The sequence below is a fragment of the Hymenobacter ruber genome (genome assembly GCF_054783255.1).
Genome location: NZ_BAAGQX010000003.1, coordinates 127516 through 142165, shown reverse-complemented (window position 1 = coordinate 142165; position 14650 = coordinate 127516). Strand labels below are relative to the sequence as shown.

Here is a 14650-nt window from a genome sequence, read left to right as displayed (position 1 = left end):
AAAGAAAACTTACCTGCACCCGCTAGAATTGCAATGAAAGTTGGATGAAGTTTTACCAACGCTAAACAGTGCCTTGGGGTTGAGCTGGGCGCCGTTTGGCTTCCTCCCAATACACATCCATCTGGGCCAGGGAGAGGTCAGCGAGGCGCTCATTATTGGCCGCAGCGGCCGTTTCCAGGTACTGAAAGCGACTGATAAACTTACGGTTGGTCCGCTCCAAGGCTTCTTCGGGATTGATGCCGGCGAAGCGGGCAAAATTGACCAGTGAAAAGAGCAAATCGCCGAACTCATCGGCGGCTTTATCGGCGTTCATCCGGTCGGGATTGCCGTGGTTGTACTCGGCCCCAAACTCGTTTAATTCTTCCTGCACTTTGTCCCATACCTGCTCGGGCTGCTCCCAATCGAAGCCTGCGCCCCGGGCTTTTTCCTGAATGCGCATGGCCTTCACCAGGGCCGGCAACGAGGTGGGAACGCCACCGAGAACTCCGTTGGTATTGCCTTTTTCCTTGAGCTTGAGTTGCTCCCAGTTGCGTTTTACCGTTTCTTCATCGTCGGCCTGCACGTCGCCGTAGATGTGCGGATGGCGGTATATTAGCTTTTCGCACTGGGCATTAAGCACATCAGCAATGTCAAAAGCGCCTTTTTCGGCGGCGATGCGGGCGTAGAAAATCAAATGGAGCATGACGTCGCCAAGCTCCTTCTTTAAGTCGGGCAGGTCATCGCGCAGAATGGCGTCGCTGATTTCGTAGGTTTCCTCAATGGTGAGGTGCCGCAGGGTTTGCAGCGTCTGTTTTTTATCCCAGGGACATTCGGTGCGGAGGCGGTCGAGCACGTCGAGCAGGCGGCCGAAGGCTTCGAGCTGAGCCGGGCGACGTGCGCTGGCCAACAGGGAACTAGTGGGGGGCGTAAGGTTTTCCATTATTCCAAAGATAAAACTCTGTGCCGCCAACCGGTTGCTAATGCCTAATTTTGGTCTTTCAAATTAACTACCTCCGTGACTTTAATAAAATCTATTTCCGGCATTCGTGGCACCATTGGCGGGCCGGTGGGCCAGGGCCTCACGCCGCTCGACGTGGTGAAATACGCTGCCGCCTACGGCACTTGGGTTAAAACCCAAGCGACCGATAGTAAGCTGATTGTCATCGGCCGCGATGCCCGCATTTCGGGCGATATGGTGAGCCGCTTGGTGGCCGCCACGCTCCAGGGCCTCGGCCTTGATGTGTGCGACCTCGGCCTGAGTACCACGCCCACCGTGGAAATGGCGGTGCCCGCCAAGAAGGCGGCGGGCGGCATTATCCTCACGGCCTCTCACAACCCCAAGCAGTGGAACGCGCTGAAGCTGCTGAACGCAACCGGCGAATTCATCTCGGAAGCTGATGGGCAGCAGGTGCTGGCTTCGGCCGAGAGCGAGGACTTCGATTTTGCGCCCGTGACCAAGCTGGGCCAGTACACCACGGATAATAACTTCCTGAAGAAGCACATCAAGGCCATTCTGGCGCTGCCGCTGGTGGATGTGGAGGCCATTAAGGCCCGTAACTTCCGGGTAGTGGTGGATGCGGTGAATTCCTCGGGCGGCTTCGCGGTGCCGCAGCTGCTGGAAGCACTGGGCGTGACGACCATTGAGAAACTACACTGCGAGCCCACCGGCGACTTTGCCCACAACCCCGAGCCGCTGCCCGAGCACCTGCGCGACATTGCCAAGGTGCTGGAAAAAGGCGGCTTCGACCTCGGCATCGTGGTGGACCCGGACGTGGACCGCCTGGCGCTGGTGAGCGAAAACGGCGAGATGTTCGGCGAAGAATATACGCTGGTGGCCGTGGCCGACTACGTGCTGAAAAGCCTGGGCGGCGGCAACACCGTGAGCAACCTGAGCAGCACCCGCGCCCTGCGCGACGTGACCGAGAAGGCCGGCGGCAGCTATTCGGCCGCCGCTGTGGGCGAGGTGAACGTGGTGACGAAAATGAAGGAAACCAATGCTGTAATCGGTGGCGAGGGCAACGGCGGCATCATTTACCCCGAATTGCACTACGGCCGCGATGCCCTGGTGGGCATTGCGTTGTTCCTGACGCATCTGGCCAAAACGGGCCTGACGGTGAGCCGCCTGCGCAACTCGTACCCGAGTTATTTTATCTCGAAAAATAAGATTGAGCTGACTTCCGAAATCAACACCGACGATGTGCTGACCAAGATGGAACAGCGCTACGCCAAGCAGCCGGTAAACACGATTGACGGCGTAAAAATTGAGTTCGACAAGGAGTGGGTGCACCTGCGCAAGTCCAACACCGAGCCCATCATTCGCATCTACGCCGAATCGGATTCGAATTCCACGGCCGATTATCTGGCCCAGAAAATCATTGGCGACATCAAGGAGATTATCGCTGCAAAGAGTTAATTAGTCGGTGTTCTGCACAATTGGAGCGGCTACTGTGGGCTGGTTTCAGTTGGAAAGCCGAAATTTGTATTTGCGCATAGCTTAACAGGAGCCGGGTGCACCCACACCCGGCTCCTGGCTTTTTCTGCTGAAATCACATCTATGACCACAAACTCCCCCAACGCCCCCGCCTACGTCTACTTCGACAACGCCGCCACCACGCCCCTCGACCCCGAAGTGCTGGAGGCCATGCTGCCGTTTCTGCAAAACCACTACGGCAACCCCAGCAGCCTGCACGGGCCGGGCCGGCAGGTGCGCGCCGCCATCGAGAATGCCCGCAAGACGGTAGCCCACTTGCTCAATGCCGCGCCGGCCGAAATTATCTTCACCAGCGGTGGGACCGAGGCCGATAATTACGCCGCTTTCGGTAGTGTGCGGACACTGGGGCTGAAGCACGCCATCACCTCGCCGCTAGAGCACCACGCCGTGTTGCACCCCTTGCAGGCGCTGGCCAAAAGCGGCGAGATTGAGCTGCACTACGTGAAGCACGACGCCCAGGGCGCGCTGGATTTGGGCCATTTGGAAGAGCTGCTGGCCACGCAGTCGCGCACCTTCGTGAGCCTGATGCACGCAAACAACGAAATCGGCAACCTAAACGACATTGCTGCTATCGGCGGTATCTGTGCCCAGTACGATGCCATCTTCCACACCGACACGGTGCAGACGATGGGCCACTACCGGCACGACGTGCAGCAGCTGAAAAACCACTTTCTGGTGGGCTCGGCCCACAAATTTCACGGGCCGAAGGGCGTGGGATTCATCTACACCCGCAGCGGCCTGCAGGTGAGCCCGCTCATTCACGGCGGTTCGCAGGAGCGCAACGTGCGCTCGGGCACCGAGAACGTGTACGGCATCGTGGGCCTGGCCAAAGCGCTGGAAATTGCGGTGCGCGACCTGGCCGCTCACCAGGCGCACGTGCAGGCATTGAAGACTCGCTTTATCGAAAAGCTGCGCGCCGAGGTGGAGGACGTGCAGTTCAACGGCCTGGCGGAATATGCTGACAAGAGCCTTTATACGGTGCTGAGCGTGAGCCTGCCGCCATCGGCCATCAGCGAGATGCTGTTGTTCAACCTCGATATCAGCAAGGTGGCGGCTTCGGGTGGCTCGGCCTGTACGAGCGGGGCGCAAGCCGGTTCGCACGTGCTGGAGGCGCTGGGCTGCGACCCCGACCGCGCCACCGTGCGCTTCTCGATGAGCAAGATGAACACCGAAGCCGAAGTAGACTACGCTGTGGCGGTGCTGGCCAAGCTGTACCGGCCGGTGGCGGTGTAGCTTTAAGGGTTAAGGTTTGAATGTTAAGGGCTGAGTGGAATTTATCATTGTCCACTCAGCCCTTAAAAATTTCCCGTGGCCCCGCCACCGCCCGACCGCCCGCCACCGAACTCGAAGCCGCCCCCGGCGGGAGCCGTTGGTGCATGAGCCGTTTGGGCCTGAACCAGGTTTTCGAGGTTAAAGTGGCGCGGCTCGTCGTCGGGGAGGGAGGTGAGGCCGCAGCGGACAGGGCGCAGGGCGCGGAGCAAGGTGCCGGCAAGCACCGTGAGCAGTGTGCCAGCGGCTACGGCGGCTACTTCCGGCGGCAGCAGCGAGCGGTAGTGCCGCAGCGTGAAGAAGGAAAACGCCAGCGCCAGCAGGCCCAGCAGCAACGTGGGCCGGTCGGCCCGACGCAGGCCCAGTGCGATGTAAAGCAATGGAATGCCGGCCGTGAAGGCATAAAATACCGGCGCAAACGGAATTTGGGTGGAGGCGAACTGGTGGTGCAGCTCGGCATTACCTTCGCGCACTACCAGGTAATTGCCGCTGAGGTACAGCACTACTAAGCTCAGCACCTTGAGCGTGAGCAGACAGTTGGTGTAATAGTCGGCGAGGTAGGTTCCGGCTAGGCGCCGGGTCAGGGTGCGGTATAGAAGCAACATTCCCCCGGCAGCGGCCATCAGCAGAAAAGGGAGCAGCAGTTGACCCAATTGGCTGTTCAGGCCAAATAGTGTGACCAGCAGCAGCGCGGCGACAAAGGCCGCTGCCATCACCACAGCATCGGCGTAGCGCAGGGTGGCGGCTATCAGGAAGGCAAGCACCAGCAAAAGCACCAGGTAGCTGGCACCTAGGTTGAGATGAAAAGCGCCGCCGGAAGGCCACAGGTATTCCGAAAAAGCATAGTAGATAAGGCCCACGGCGCTGGCCAGCCCGGGATACAGCAGGGCATTGTCGACCCCGGCGTGGTAGAAGCGGTGCTCCCTAATCAAAAACTCCAACATGCCGAAGCAGGCGGCGCAAAAAACTATTCCCGCCACAAACGGTGAGTTGCTCCCGGTAATCAAAAAGGAAAAGATGCTGCCCAGCGCCACCCCCACGCAGGTAAAAATGAACAGCCCCACGCGCAGCGGCCAAGCCGGCCGATAGTAGTCCAGCGGATGAGCGGCCTCAATAGCGACCAGTTGACTAGCGCCGACCAGCTGCTGGCGCTGCCAGCGTGCCGCTTGGTTTCGCAGGGCTGTATTGAACGCCCAATCCGTATTGTAGGCTGGTATCTTCATGCTTGCGGAGGAGAGGTTGGTGCTTTAGGAGCATCCGTTGGCCCGTGCATGATTTTCCTGATGTTGAGGAAGAAAAGCACGACCAGTATGGCCGACAGCGGGAATAAAAAGAAGGCCGTCATGAAAACCGCTTCTGAGGGCAATAGCATCACCAACTGCGCCAGCGCGTAGCCCACCGCGAAGTAGGCGTAGCCAGCCGCCAGCACCAGAAACCAGTACGACTGCGTGCGTCGGGCGTACCAGTACAGCCCCGCGCACAATGCCAGCATGATTATTACGAAGCTCAGCCCCAGAGCCGGCTGCTCGCTGAAGGCGGCCCGCACCAGTGAGGTGGCCAGCGCGGCCAGGGCCAGGTTGCTGCCCAGCAACAAGTAGGTGAAGGCAAAATGCGCCTTGCGCCCCCGGTGTTCGGAGTAGAAGCCGGCGGCCATCAGCAGGATGCCCAGGCCGATGGCGGCTCCGCGAATGTGGTCGTTCCAAAACTCGTTTTCGGTGAGCACCGCCAGCGGGGCCACCGTGAGGCCCACCCACGAGGCCAGCGCCGTGAGGCCCATGGCCAGTACGCCCCGGTGGTCGAACCAATACGCCAGCGGCACGAAAAACAGCGCCGGCAGCGCCGTGGCCAGCCCGTAGCGGTTACCAAACAGGCTGTACTGATACTGCACGTAGCCTTCCAGCACCACAAACAGCAGGCAGCCGAGCAGTAGCAGATAGTCGGCCCCGACCGAGGTTTTGGGAGCCGCCGCCCAAGTGAAGGGCGAACGATGCCGCGCCGCGTAGGCAAAGCAAGCCGCCATGAGTGCGGCAATGACAGCGATAATGACGCCGTGCCCGATGGAGTTGATATGCTGGTACACCAGCACACCCAGGCCGCCGGCCAGCAGCGTGATGCCCAGATACAGCAGCGCCCGCAACTCGTAGTGCAGCGAAAAGGGGCGGGTGCGCTCGGCTGCGGCGATGACATCTGCCTGGGCCGGAGGAAGCAGGTTGCGGGACTGCAGGACCGTCAGGTAAAAGGGGATTTGGCGGGAATCAGGCATAGGCAGGCCGAACAGCCGACGTGGTTGGTGTGCTGCAAGTACGCCAATGGCCGGGCAAGTCAGCTATTTTTGGCCGGGCTTCGTAAATCCAGCGCCTCACTCTGATTCTTGTATGGCTGACATCAACATTCAACGCAAAAAATCTTCGCCCAGCCCGTGGCTGCTGGTGCTGCTGGCGGCCGTAGTGGTGGCCGTGGCTGCTTATTTCTTTCTGCGCCCCGACCCGGCCGATGAGCCCGCGCCGCCCGTTGCGACCCCGGAGGCGGCGGCACCCGCTACTGCGCCGGACACATTGGCTGCCGCCGCTGCCGTAGACCAGGCCACGCGCCGAGCGGCCATTGACAGTATTCCGCAGGGTGATGCCTCTCCGGATGCGGGCAGTTCCGAAACGGCTGCCGCGCTGGCCACGCAGGCTGCTTCCGACCCGGCTGCCCCCGGCTACGCTCTGAACGGCCTGCAAAAACTCACCGGTGTACTGGTGTCCCTCACTGACCGCGACGACCTGCGCGACCCTACTACCACCGAGCAACGCGACAACCTGACCAGTGCCACCGCCCGCCTCGGCGAGCCCAATACCAGTTTGCGCCCCGGCTTTGTGGCGGCGGCAGGGCTCATCCGGGCCATGCAGCAAAAGGCTTACCCTGACCTGGAAACACAAGCCAATGCCTTGGTAAGCCTTGCCGGCCAGCTATCTGGCCGCAGCGCCACGGCGGCCGAGCAGCACCAGAACCAGCAGTTTCTGACCCAGGCCGCCGCCGCCGTTCGCATCCTCAGCGAGCCGAAACAGCTAAATTAGAAACGAGTGCCAGGCGTTCGCCGTCTGGTTTTGCCTGGTGCCCTGCGTTCAGCTGATGAATGAATGCTCACTGCCAAACACAAAATATTTTTATGGAAACGCCCGTCCTGCGCCGCTTGCGCGACCTGACCGATTTTGAAGTAGCCGACGACAACCCCGACGTGCGCGGCTGGACCGTGCGCGGCTCCGACGGGCAGGCCCTGGGCACAGTGTTCGAGCTGATTGTGGAGCCTGAGGCCATGAAAGTGCGCTACCTGGACGTGGAGCTAGATGCCAGCTTCCATATCAACGAGCACGAAAACCACATTTTGCTGCCTATTGGGGCCGCTTCGCTGGATGAGGACGGTGACAATGTCTTCGTGCCCGCACTCAATGCCGAAACCGTACTAAGCTACCCGCCCTACGTCGAAATCCAGATTACCCGTGAGTACGAAGAAGCCATGCTGCGGGCATTGGGCAAAGAGTCCGCCCCGGCCAATCCGCGCTTCTACGAACAGGATTCGTTCGACGCCGACAGCTTCTACAGTCGCCGCCGAGCTTCTTAAACCGGCCAAATATTATTGCCGCGCAATGCGGCGCGTGAGGACCTGCCCGTTGGGTAGGCGCAGGCTGAGCACGTAGATGCCCGGGGCCAGCCCTGCCGTTTGTACCCGCAAGGCCCCAGCGCCGGCAGCCGTGCTGCTTATGGCAAATTCCTGCCCCACGGCATTGTGGCAGCGAATTTCAGTCGGCAGCACATTGCCGCTGATGAAGAAGGCATCGGTGCTGGGGTTGGGGTAAATGCTGAAATCGGCCTCGGTGGCGCCGCGGGTGGCGGTAGCAGTGCGGTTGGGCGTGGCCAGCCAGATGGTGGCATTGAGCAGGATGCGGGCGTGGTCGCCGTTGGCTTCGGCGGCCCAGCCGTCGTACAGGTTATTGCCGGGCGCGCCCGAGCCATCGTCGGGCGGCGACGAATCGCCGAGGGCCACCACGCGGCCCCGGCCGTAGCGAGCCCGCGCCACGATGGCCCCAGTGGTGCCGGTAGTGGCCGCGCCGGGCCGGAACAAGGCCCCGCGCACACTGGCATTGGCGGTGGGGTCGAGGGTGATGCTGGCGCCGTTGTGGTATTCCATGGCCACGGGGTTGCCGGCGGGGCCGTGCAGCAGCGAATCGGCCGGTGCGGTGGCCGCGCCCACGCCGGTGGTGAAGACGAGGTTATTGAGGTCGAAGGTGATGCCGAACGGGTTGGCGGGGCTGGCCGAGGCCATCAGGTCGTTCCAGATGGCGGGTGAGTCCCAGCCGTCGCCGTTGCGGTCCGAAATGGTGTGGTCCGAAATCATGAACAAGCCGCCGCCGTTCCGCACATAGTTCAGGATAGCCGTTTTTTCGGCGGCGGTGTAGCGCGTGTTGGGCTCATCCACGATGTAGGCGGCGTAGTTGCGCAGGTCCTGGGCATTCGTGGCATCGCCGTAGGTGATGCGGCCGCTGCTGGGCAGGGTTTCCACCTGATAGCCGCGCTTCACCAGCGCAATGCCCCAGGAAGAAAGTGCGCCGGTCCAGTACGTTTCCGGCGTGTTGGCCGTCACGGTGCTTTGCGCGGGCGTGGGCAGGCGCTGGGGACTGCCCGAAGCGTCGGAATCAATCACCCAGTCAGCGTTGCCAGCAGTTTGGGCTTTGGTAGCATCAAATAGGATTTTGACAGCTTGCTGAGCCCGGGCCTGAGTGCCGGTCAATAGTCCAAAAGCAAGTGCTAAAGTGTAACGAAGGCGCATCTACGTGGGAATTTTTTGAGGACGAAACCTTAAAGTTACACAAACTCCTGTTAATGAAAATATAAAAATAAAAGAGGGCGCTGCCGAGCTAAGCTCAACAGCGCCCTCCTAGGCTATTCGATTATTGGCACGCTAATTCTGCCGAATCATATCGGCCACGGCATCCACCCAGTACGGTTCGGAGTTTAGCGATGGCACCAGCTGCCAGTGCTTTCCGCCGGCTTGCTCGAACATTTCCTTGAATTCCTCACCCACCTCAATAGTTGTTTCGAGGCAGTCGGCCACGAAAGCGGGGGAAAAGGCCAGCACATTGTTGATGCCTTTAGCCGGGAATTCCTTAATAACCTCGTCGGTGTAAGGTTGGAGCCAGGGGTCACGCAGGCGGCTTTGCAGGCGGCTCTGGAAGGTGACGGTGTATTGGTCGTCGCGCAGGCCCAGCTCTTCGGCCAGCAGGCGCGAAGTGGCAAAACACTGCGCCCGGTAGCAGTAGCGGTTGTTCTTATTGTAGCTGGCGCAGCAGGTGCCCAGCTTGCAATAGCCCTTAACGCTTCCCTTGAGCACGTGCCGCTCCGGGATGCCGTGGTAGCTAAATACGATGTGGTCGTAGGCGTGCTTGGCCATCTCGGCCTTGCCCCGCGCCCCAAAGCTGGAAATAAAGCCGGGGTCGTCGGCAAAGGTGCTGATAAAGCTGATGCTGGGCACTATCCACCAGTCTTTCACGATGTCCATCACCTTTTCCTGCACCGAGCCCGTGCTGGCCGAGGCGTACTGCGGAAACAGCGGCAGCACGATGATGCGGTCCACGGCCGCGTCGCGCAGCTCCTCCAGCGCCTTCTCGATGCTGGGCTTCTGGTAGCGCATCCCAAAGGCCACCACGTACTCCTTGCCCAGCACTTCTTTCAGCTTGGCCTGCAAATCGAGCCCGTGGTAGAGCAGGGGCGAGCCCCGTTCAGCATCCCAGAGCTGCTGGTATATCTTGGCCGATTTCGGGGCTCGCAGCGGCACGATGATGCCTTGGAAAAGCGGGTAACGAATGGCGGCAGCCATGTCAATCACGCGGCCATCGGTGAGGAATTCGTTGAGGTAGCGGCGCACGTCGGGCGTGCTGGGCGAGTCGGGCGTGCCGAGGTTGACGAGGAGCACGCCGATGCGGCGGCCGGGAGTAGCAGGAGAATTCATTGGGGCAAAGTTCGGAAGCTGGCGGCAGAGTGTAGCGCGGACTTTGTAGTCCGCAAGTGGGGCGGTACAACTCGCGGATTACAAAGTCCGCGCTACACTCTGCCCAGCAAACAGCCGGCCCGCAGCATGGTTTAAGCCAGCCGACTATCCGCCAACTTCCGGCCCATCCTAGCATTTCCGCGCCGAAAGCCGTACCTTTGCGGCCCTGATTATCAAACCCATCCATCGTGAACCCCGAAACTAAACCCCACCGCGCCGGCTTCGTGAGCATCATTGGCAAGCCCAATGTGGGCAAGTCCACGCTGATGAACGCGCTGGTGGGCGAGCGGCTCAGCATTGTCACGAGCAAGGCCCAGACCACGCGCCACCGCATCCTGGGCATCCTCAACGGCGATGATTTCCAGCTGATTTATTCCGATACGCCCGGCATCATCCAGCCCAAGTACGAACTGCACAACGCCATGATGTCGTTCGTGTACTCGTCGCTCGAAGACGCTGACGTGGTGCTCTTCGTCACGGATATATACGAGAAGCACGACGAGGAGCCCGTGGTGGAGCGTCTGCGCAAGATGGTGGACACGCCCATCATCCTGCTCGTCAACAAAATCGACCAGGCCAACCAGGAAGAAGTCGAAGCCAAGCTGGCCTACTGGAAAGAGCAGCTCCCCAATGCCGCCGAGGTGCTTCCCATTTCCGCCCTCAACCACTTCGGCACCGATGGCGTGCTACAGCTGGTGCTGGAGCGCCTGCCCATCCACCCGCCGTACTACCCGAAGGACGAGCTAACCGACAAGCCCGAACGCTTCTTCGCTGCCGAAATGGTGCGCGAGAAAATCTTCAAGCTTTATAAAAAGGAGATTCCCTACAGCTGCGAAGTTGTGATTGAGGAATTTAAGGAAGAGGACGCCATCATTCGCATTCGCGGTATCATTTACGTCGAGCGCAGCTCTCAGAAAGGCATCGTCATCGGCCAGGGCGGTGAGGCACTGAAAAAAGTAGGTACTTGGGCGCGCGAGGAAATGGAAAAGTTTTTCCTGAAAAAGGTGTTCCTGGAGCTACACGTGAAAGTGAACGAGAACTGGCGCACCGATGCGAAAGCATTGAGCCGGTTCGGCTATCAATAGCCATGTCCACGTAGCGCGGACTCTGTAGTCCGCGAATTGAACGACCAATACGACATACTCGCGGACTACAGAGTCCGCGCTACAAAACTTCCGACCATCTATAACTAATACACCCCGGGCACTGCCGAATCTAGGTCGGGTCGGCGGCTGGGGCCACACATCATGTCAAAGCAAAACACGGTCGCCATCGTTGGGCGGCCCAACGTGGGCAAATCCACGCTTTTCAACCGCCTCGTGGGCCAGCGCAAGGCCATCATGGACAATGAGAGCGGCGTTACCCGCGACCGTCACTACGGCTACGGCGACTGGATTGGCAAGAACTTCACCGTGATTGACACGGGCGGCTACGTGCACAATTCGGAAGATATTTTCGAGGGCGAAATCAACAAGCAGGTAAAGCTGGCCATTGAAGAGGCCGACGTGGTGCTTTTTATGGTGGATGCCGACGCCGGTGTGCATAGCCTCGACGAAGAGTTTGCGCACGTGCTGCGCCGCTACATCGGCAAAAAGCCCATCTACCTGGTGGCCAATAAGGCCGATACCAACCTGCGCGCCAACGGCGTGGGCGAATTCTACTCGCTGGGCCTCGGCGATGGCGAAATCTACGCCATCAGCAGCGCCAACGGCCACGGCACCGGCGAGTTGCTGGACGCCGTGGTAGCCAACTTCGACGACCCCGGCATTGAGGAACCGGAGTCGGAAATCCCCCGCATTGCCGTGGTGGGCCGCCCCAACGTGGGCAAATCCAGCCTCGTGAACCTGCTGCTGGGCGAAGACCGCAGCATCGTGACGGACATTGCCGGCACCACGCGCGACTCCATCTCGGCGCGCTATAATGCCTTCGGCAAGGAGTTTATCTTGGTGGATACGGCCGGCTTGCGCCGCAAAGCCAAGGTGAGCGAGGACGTGGAGTTCTACGCCAACATGCGCAGCCTGCGCGCTCTGGAGGAGTGCGATGTGTGCATCGTGATGCTGGACGCCAGCCGCGGCATCGAGGCGCAGGACGTGAACATCATCACCCTGGCCGATAAGAATCGCAAAGGCATTGTGATTCTGGTGAATAAGTGGGATTTGGTGGCTGACAAGGACACCAACACCGCCAAGGAATTTGAGGCTAAAATCCTGGAAAAGATTGCACCTATTTCCTATATCCCCATCATCTTTATCTCGGTGCTGAACAAGCAGCGTGTGCACAAAGCCATCGAAACGGCCATTGAAGTGTATGGTAACAAGCGCCGTAAAATTCCGACTTCGCAGCTGAACGACATCATGCTGAAGGAGATTGAGAAGTACGGCCCGCCCGCGCTCAAAGGCAAGATGATTCGCATCAAGTACGTGACGCAGCTGCCCACGCACAACCCGGTGTTTGCCTTCTTTGCCAACCTGCCGCAGTACGTGCAAACCAACTACACGCGCTACCTCGAAAACCGGATGCGCGAGCATTTCGACTTTACGGGCGTGCCCATCGGCATCCTGTTCCGCAAGAAATAAGCGGAACTACGCCGGCCTCACATATTCTTCATAAATTTTTTTCAGGCGGCGGGTTACCTTCTTCAAGCCAGGGTATAAAGCCCCGAATTTGAAGTTAAGCTTCGGCTCAACCTTCAGAAGTTGCTTGAAAATCAACCACATTTAAAACAAACCCCAAGATGAAAAAAGTATTGTTCCTCGCCCTGGCCCTCGGTTCGTTCACCTTCACTTCGTGCGACAGCAAGAAAGAAGATGCTCAGGAGCAGGTTGGCGAAAACGTGAAAGAAGCTGGCGAAGCCAAAGCTGATGCCATGGAAGACAAGGCTGACGCCGTACGTGACTCGGCTGATGCCAAAGGCGAAGCCATCCAGGACAACGCTGACAAAATGGACGCTGCTGCTCCCGCTGCCGGCACCACCACTACCACGACCGAAGAAGTTAAGAAGTAATTCTTGCCTCCTGGTTAATAAAAAGCCTCTCCGGCAACGGAGAGGCTTTTTTGCGTTCGGGCCGTAGCGCGGACTCTGTAGTCCGCGAGTGTACGATTTGACTCGCGGACTACAGAGTCCGCGCTACAATTCGGTTTCAGGTAGACCCAGCCGACGGTTCAGCAGGTTATCCACCACTTCAAACAGGCGGCGCGGCTCGTAGGTGCGCCAGGGCAGGTCGTCGAGCTGCCCGCCGAAGTTGATGTAGTTGTCGACGTTGTACTGCTTCATTTCGCGCAGCACGTGTTCCTGGAAGTTCACGCCCGCAATCCAGCCGTCTTCCACGTCCTCGTACCATTCTTCGTAATAGTCGTCGTCGGAGCCATGGAAGTTGAATACGTTTTCGCCAATGAGAATGAACTTGCGAATGCCCTCATGCGTCAGAATATCAATGATATTCCGCTTAAGCTCCATAATGTCGTTTTCGATGGCGTCGTTCCACTCGCCGATGAATTCGAGCACGGCGATGCCGTCCTCATAGTCGGCAAACAGGATTTTGAAAAAGAGTGTATCTGACCCAAGGCTGTCCCATTGCGGGTGGATGTAGTAGCCGTAGATGGTATTGGTAAAGGTTTCGAGACTGTTTTCGGCTTCGAAAAGGGGAGAGCGGGGGTCTTCGGAAGCCGAATATTGCTCAATCCAGTTGTAGTGCGGCTCGATGGTATGCATAGGGCAGAAGGCGCACAAGCTGTAGCCTGTGCACCTTTAGAAACGCTTGAACTGCCGAATCGTTCGCCCTAAAGAATAAGCCCGTGACGCACAAGCTGAAGCATTCGCTACTGCTTAGCCGCCTCCAGCGCCGCCCGCACCGAGCCGTGTTGCTTGAGCAGCTTAGCCGCTTCGGCTTCCCCAATGCCGAGCTCGTCCATTAGCATCTTCTCGCCGCGGTGCACCAGCTTTTCGTTGGAAAGCTGCATGTCTACCATCTTATTGCCCTTCACCCGGCCCAGGCGAATGAACGTGGCCGTGGTGAGCATATTGAGCACCAGCTTCTGCGCCGTGCCAGCCTTGAGGCGCGTGCTGCCCGTCAGAAACTCCGGCCCCGTCACTACTTCCACCGGAAACTCGGCCGCCGCCGCTACGGCTGAGTCAGCGTTGCAGACCACGCAGCCAGTGGCCAGGCCGGCCGCGCGCGCCTGGTTCAGCCCGCCGATGACGTAGGGCGTGCGGCCCGAGGCGGCGATGCCCACGAGCACATCTTTGGCGGTGATGTTGTGCCCCTGCAAGTCTTTCCAGGCTTGTTCGGCATCGTCCTCGGCACCTTCCACGGCCTGGCGAATGGCGGTGTCGCCGCCCGCCATGATGCCCACCACCAGCCCGGCCGGTACGCCAAACGTGGGCGGGCACTCCGAGGCATCAACCACGCCCAGCCGCCCGCTGGTGCCCGCCCCGATGTAGAACAGCCGTCCGCCCGCGCCCAGCCGCGCCACAATGGCCTCCACCAGCCGCTCAATCTGCGGCAGAGCTTTGGCCACGGTATCGGGCACGGTGTGGTCGAGCCGGTTCATGCCAGTCAGCAACTCGTTGGTGGACAGCGTTTCGAGGTGGTTGAATTCGGAGGGCGCTTCGGTGGTCATGCAAATACTAGTTAGGCCAGCAGGCCAATGACGGGAAAGTTGTCGAATACGTTGGCGGTGTGCGGAGCGTCTTTGTCCAATTCGGAGGTGAGGTCCTGGCCGGCCCAATGCTCGTAGTGGTTGCCGCGCCGCCACAGCCGCGAGCGGCTCACGTCGTAAATCTGGCCCTGGTATGCTACCCAGATTTCGTCGCGGTCCTGGCCGTTGCGCAGGGCGAGCTGGCGGGCTGTGTAAGAGGGCAGGGGCAGTGTTTCCATTACGAA

15 protein-coding genes are annotated in these 14650 nt (G+C 59.7%); 7 read left to right on the top strand and 8 right to left on the bottom strand.

Annotation, left to right across the window (positions count from 1 at the left end; genetic code table 11):
* Positions 1–61 precede the first annotated feature (61 nt).
* Positions 62–919 (bottom strand): nucleoside triphosphate pyrophosphohydrolase, encoded by an 858-nt coding sequence (mazG, locus tag ACYVM5_RS07680; RefSeq protein ID WP_460617553.1) that lies wholly within the window; start codon positions 917–919, stop codon positions 62–64.
* 75 nt (positions 920–994) lie between these two features.
* Between mazG and glmM the strand changes: the two genes are divergently transcribed.
* A complete protein-coding gene (glmM, locus tag ACYVM5_RS07675) occupies positions 995–2392 on the top strand; it encodes a phosphohexomutase domain-containing protein (protein ID WP_460617552.1) in 1398 nt (465 codons plus the stop codon).
* Positions 2393–2533: 141 nt separating this feature from the next.
* On the top strand, positions 2534–3703 hold the full coding sequence (locus tag ACYVM5_RS07670) for a cysteine desulfurase family protein (protein WP_460617551.1): 1170 nt from the start codon (positions 2534–2536) through the stop codon (positions 3701–3703).
* 62 nt (positions 3704–3765) lie between these two features.
* On the opposite strand, the gene ACYVM5_RS07665 is transcribed toward ACYVM5_RS07670, so the two are convergent.
* Positions 3766–4962: a hypothetical protein gene (locus ACYVM5_RS07665; RefSeq protein ID WP_460617550.1), complete on the bottom strand. Its 1197-nt coding sequence runs from the start codon at positions 4960–4962 to the stop codon at positions 3766–3768.
* Positions 4959–6002, bottom strand: a complete 1044-nt coding sequence (locus tag ACYVM5_RS07660; protein ID WP_460617549.1) for a DUF2157 domain-containing protein — start codon at positions 6000–6002, stop codon at positions 4959–4961. Before ACYVM5_RS07660 ends, ACYVM5_RS07665 begins: the two co-directional genes overlap by 4 nt.
* A gap of 112 nt (positions 6003–6114) precedes the next feature.
* Here ACYVM5_RS07660 and ACYVM5_RS07655 point away from each other — a divergent pair, with 112 nt between their 5' ends.
* Positions 6115–6798 carry a hypothetical protein gene (locus ACYVM5_RS07655; RefSeq protein ID WP_460617548.1) on the top strand — a complete coding sequence of 228 codons (684 nt, stop codon included), beginning with the start codon at positions 6115–6117 and terminating at the stop codon, positions 6796–6798.
* A 92-nt stretch (positions 6799–6890) separates the two neighbouring features.
* Positions 6891–7343 (top strand): YlmC/YmxH family sporulation protein, encoded by a 453-nt coding sequence (locus tag ACYVM5_RS07650; RefSeq protein ID WP_460617547.1) that lies wholly within the window; start codon positions 6891–6893, stop codon positions 7341–7343.
* Positions 7344–7355: 12 nt separating this feature from the next.
* Here ACYVM5_RS07650 and ACYVM5_RS07645 read toward each other — a convergent pair whose 3' ends face one another.
* Positions 7356–8549, bottom strand: coding sequence for a T9SS type A sorting domain-containing protein (locus ACYVM5_RS07645; RefSeq protein ID WP_460617546.1), 1194 nt, complete (start codon positions 8547–8549; stop codon positions 7356–7358).
* Positions 8550–8681: 132 nt separating this feature from the next.
* Positions 8682–9728 carry a ferrochelatase gene (gene hemH, locus ACYVM5_RS07640; RefSeq protein WP_460617545.1) on the bottom strand — a complete coding sequence of 349 codons (1047 nt, stop codon included), beginning with the start codon at positions 9726–9728 and terminating at the stop codon, positions 8682–8684.
* 227 nt (positions 9729–9955) lie between these two features.
* On the opposite strand from hemH, the gene era reads away from it, so the two are divergent.
* The 3 genes from era to ACYVM5_RS07625 all read left to right on the top strand — a co-directional run bounded on the left by era (position 9956) and on the right by ACYVM5_RS07625 (position 12771).
* Positions 9956–10852, top strand: coding sequence for a GTPase Era (gene era, locus ACYVM5_RS07635; RefSeq protein ID WP_460617544.1), 897 nt, complete (start codon positions 9956–9958; stop codon positions 10850–10852).
* A gap of 162 nt (positions 10853–11014) precedes the next feature.
* Entirely contained in the window at positions 11015–12343 is a 1329-nt protein-coding gene (gene der / locus ACYVM5_RS07630; protein ID WP_460617543.1) for a ribosome biogenesis GTPase Der, read from the top strand.
* A gap of 158 nt (positions 12344–12501) precedes the next feature.
* Positions 12502–12771 carry a hypothetical protein gene (locus ACYVM5_RS07625; RefSeq protein ID WP_460617542.1) on the top strand — a complete coding sequence of 90 codons (270 nt, stop codon included), beginning with the start codon at positions 12502–12504 and terminating at the stop codon, positions 12769–12771.
* Between the two features lie 123 nt (positions 12772–12894).
* Here ACYVM5_RS07625 and ACYVM5_RS07620 read toward each other — a convergent pair whose 3' ends face one another.
* From ACYVM5_RS07620 to ACYVM5_RS07610, 3 genes are all read right to left on the bottom strand, one after another.
* Positions 12895–13479 (bottom strand): hypothetical protein, encoded by a 585-nt coding sequence (locus ACYVM5_RS07620; RefSeq protein WP_460617541.1) that lies wholly within the window; start codon positions 13477–13479, stop codon positions 12895–12897.
* Positions 13480–13586: 107 nt separating this feature from the next.
* Positions 13587–14387 carry an N-acetylmuramic acid 6-phosphate etherase gene (gene murQ / locus ACYVM5_RS07615; protein ID WP_460617540.1) on the bottom strand — a complete coding sequence of 267 codons (801 nt, stop codon included), beginning with the start codon at positions 14385–14387 and terminating at the stop codon, positions 13587–13589.
* A gap of 11 nt (positions 14388–14398) precedes the next feature.
* Entirely contained in the window at positions 14399–14644 is a 246-nt protein-coding gene (locus ACYVM5_RS07610; RefSeq protein ID WP_460617539.1) for a cytochrome b5-like heme/steroid binding domain-containing protein, read from the bottom strand.
* Positions 14645–14650: the final 6 nt, after the last annotated feature.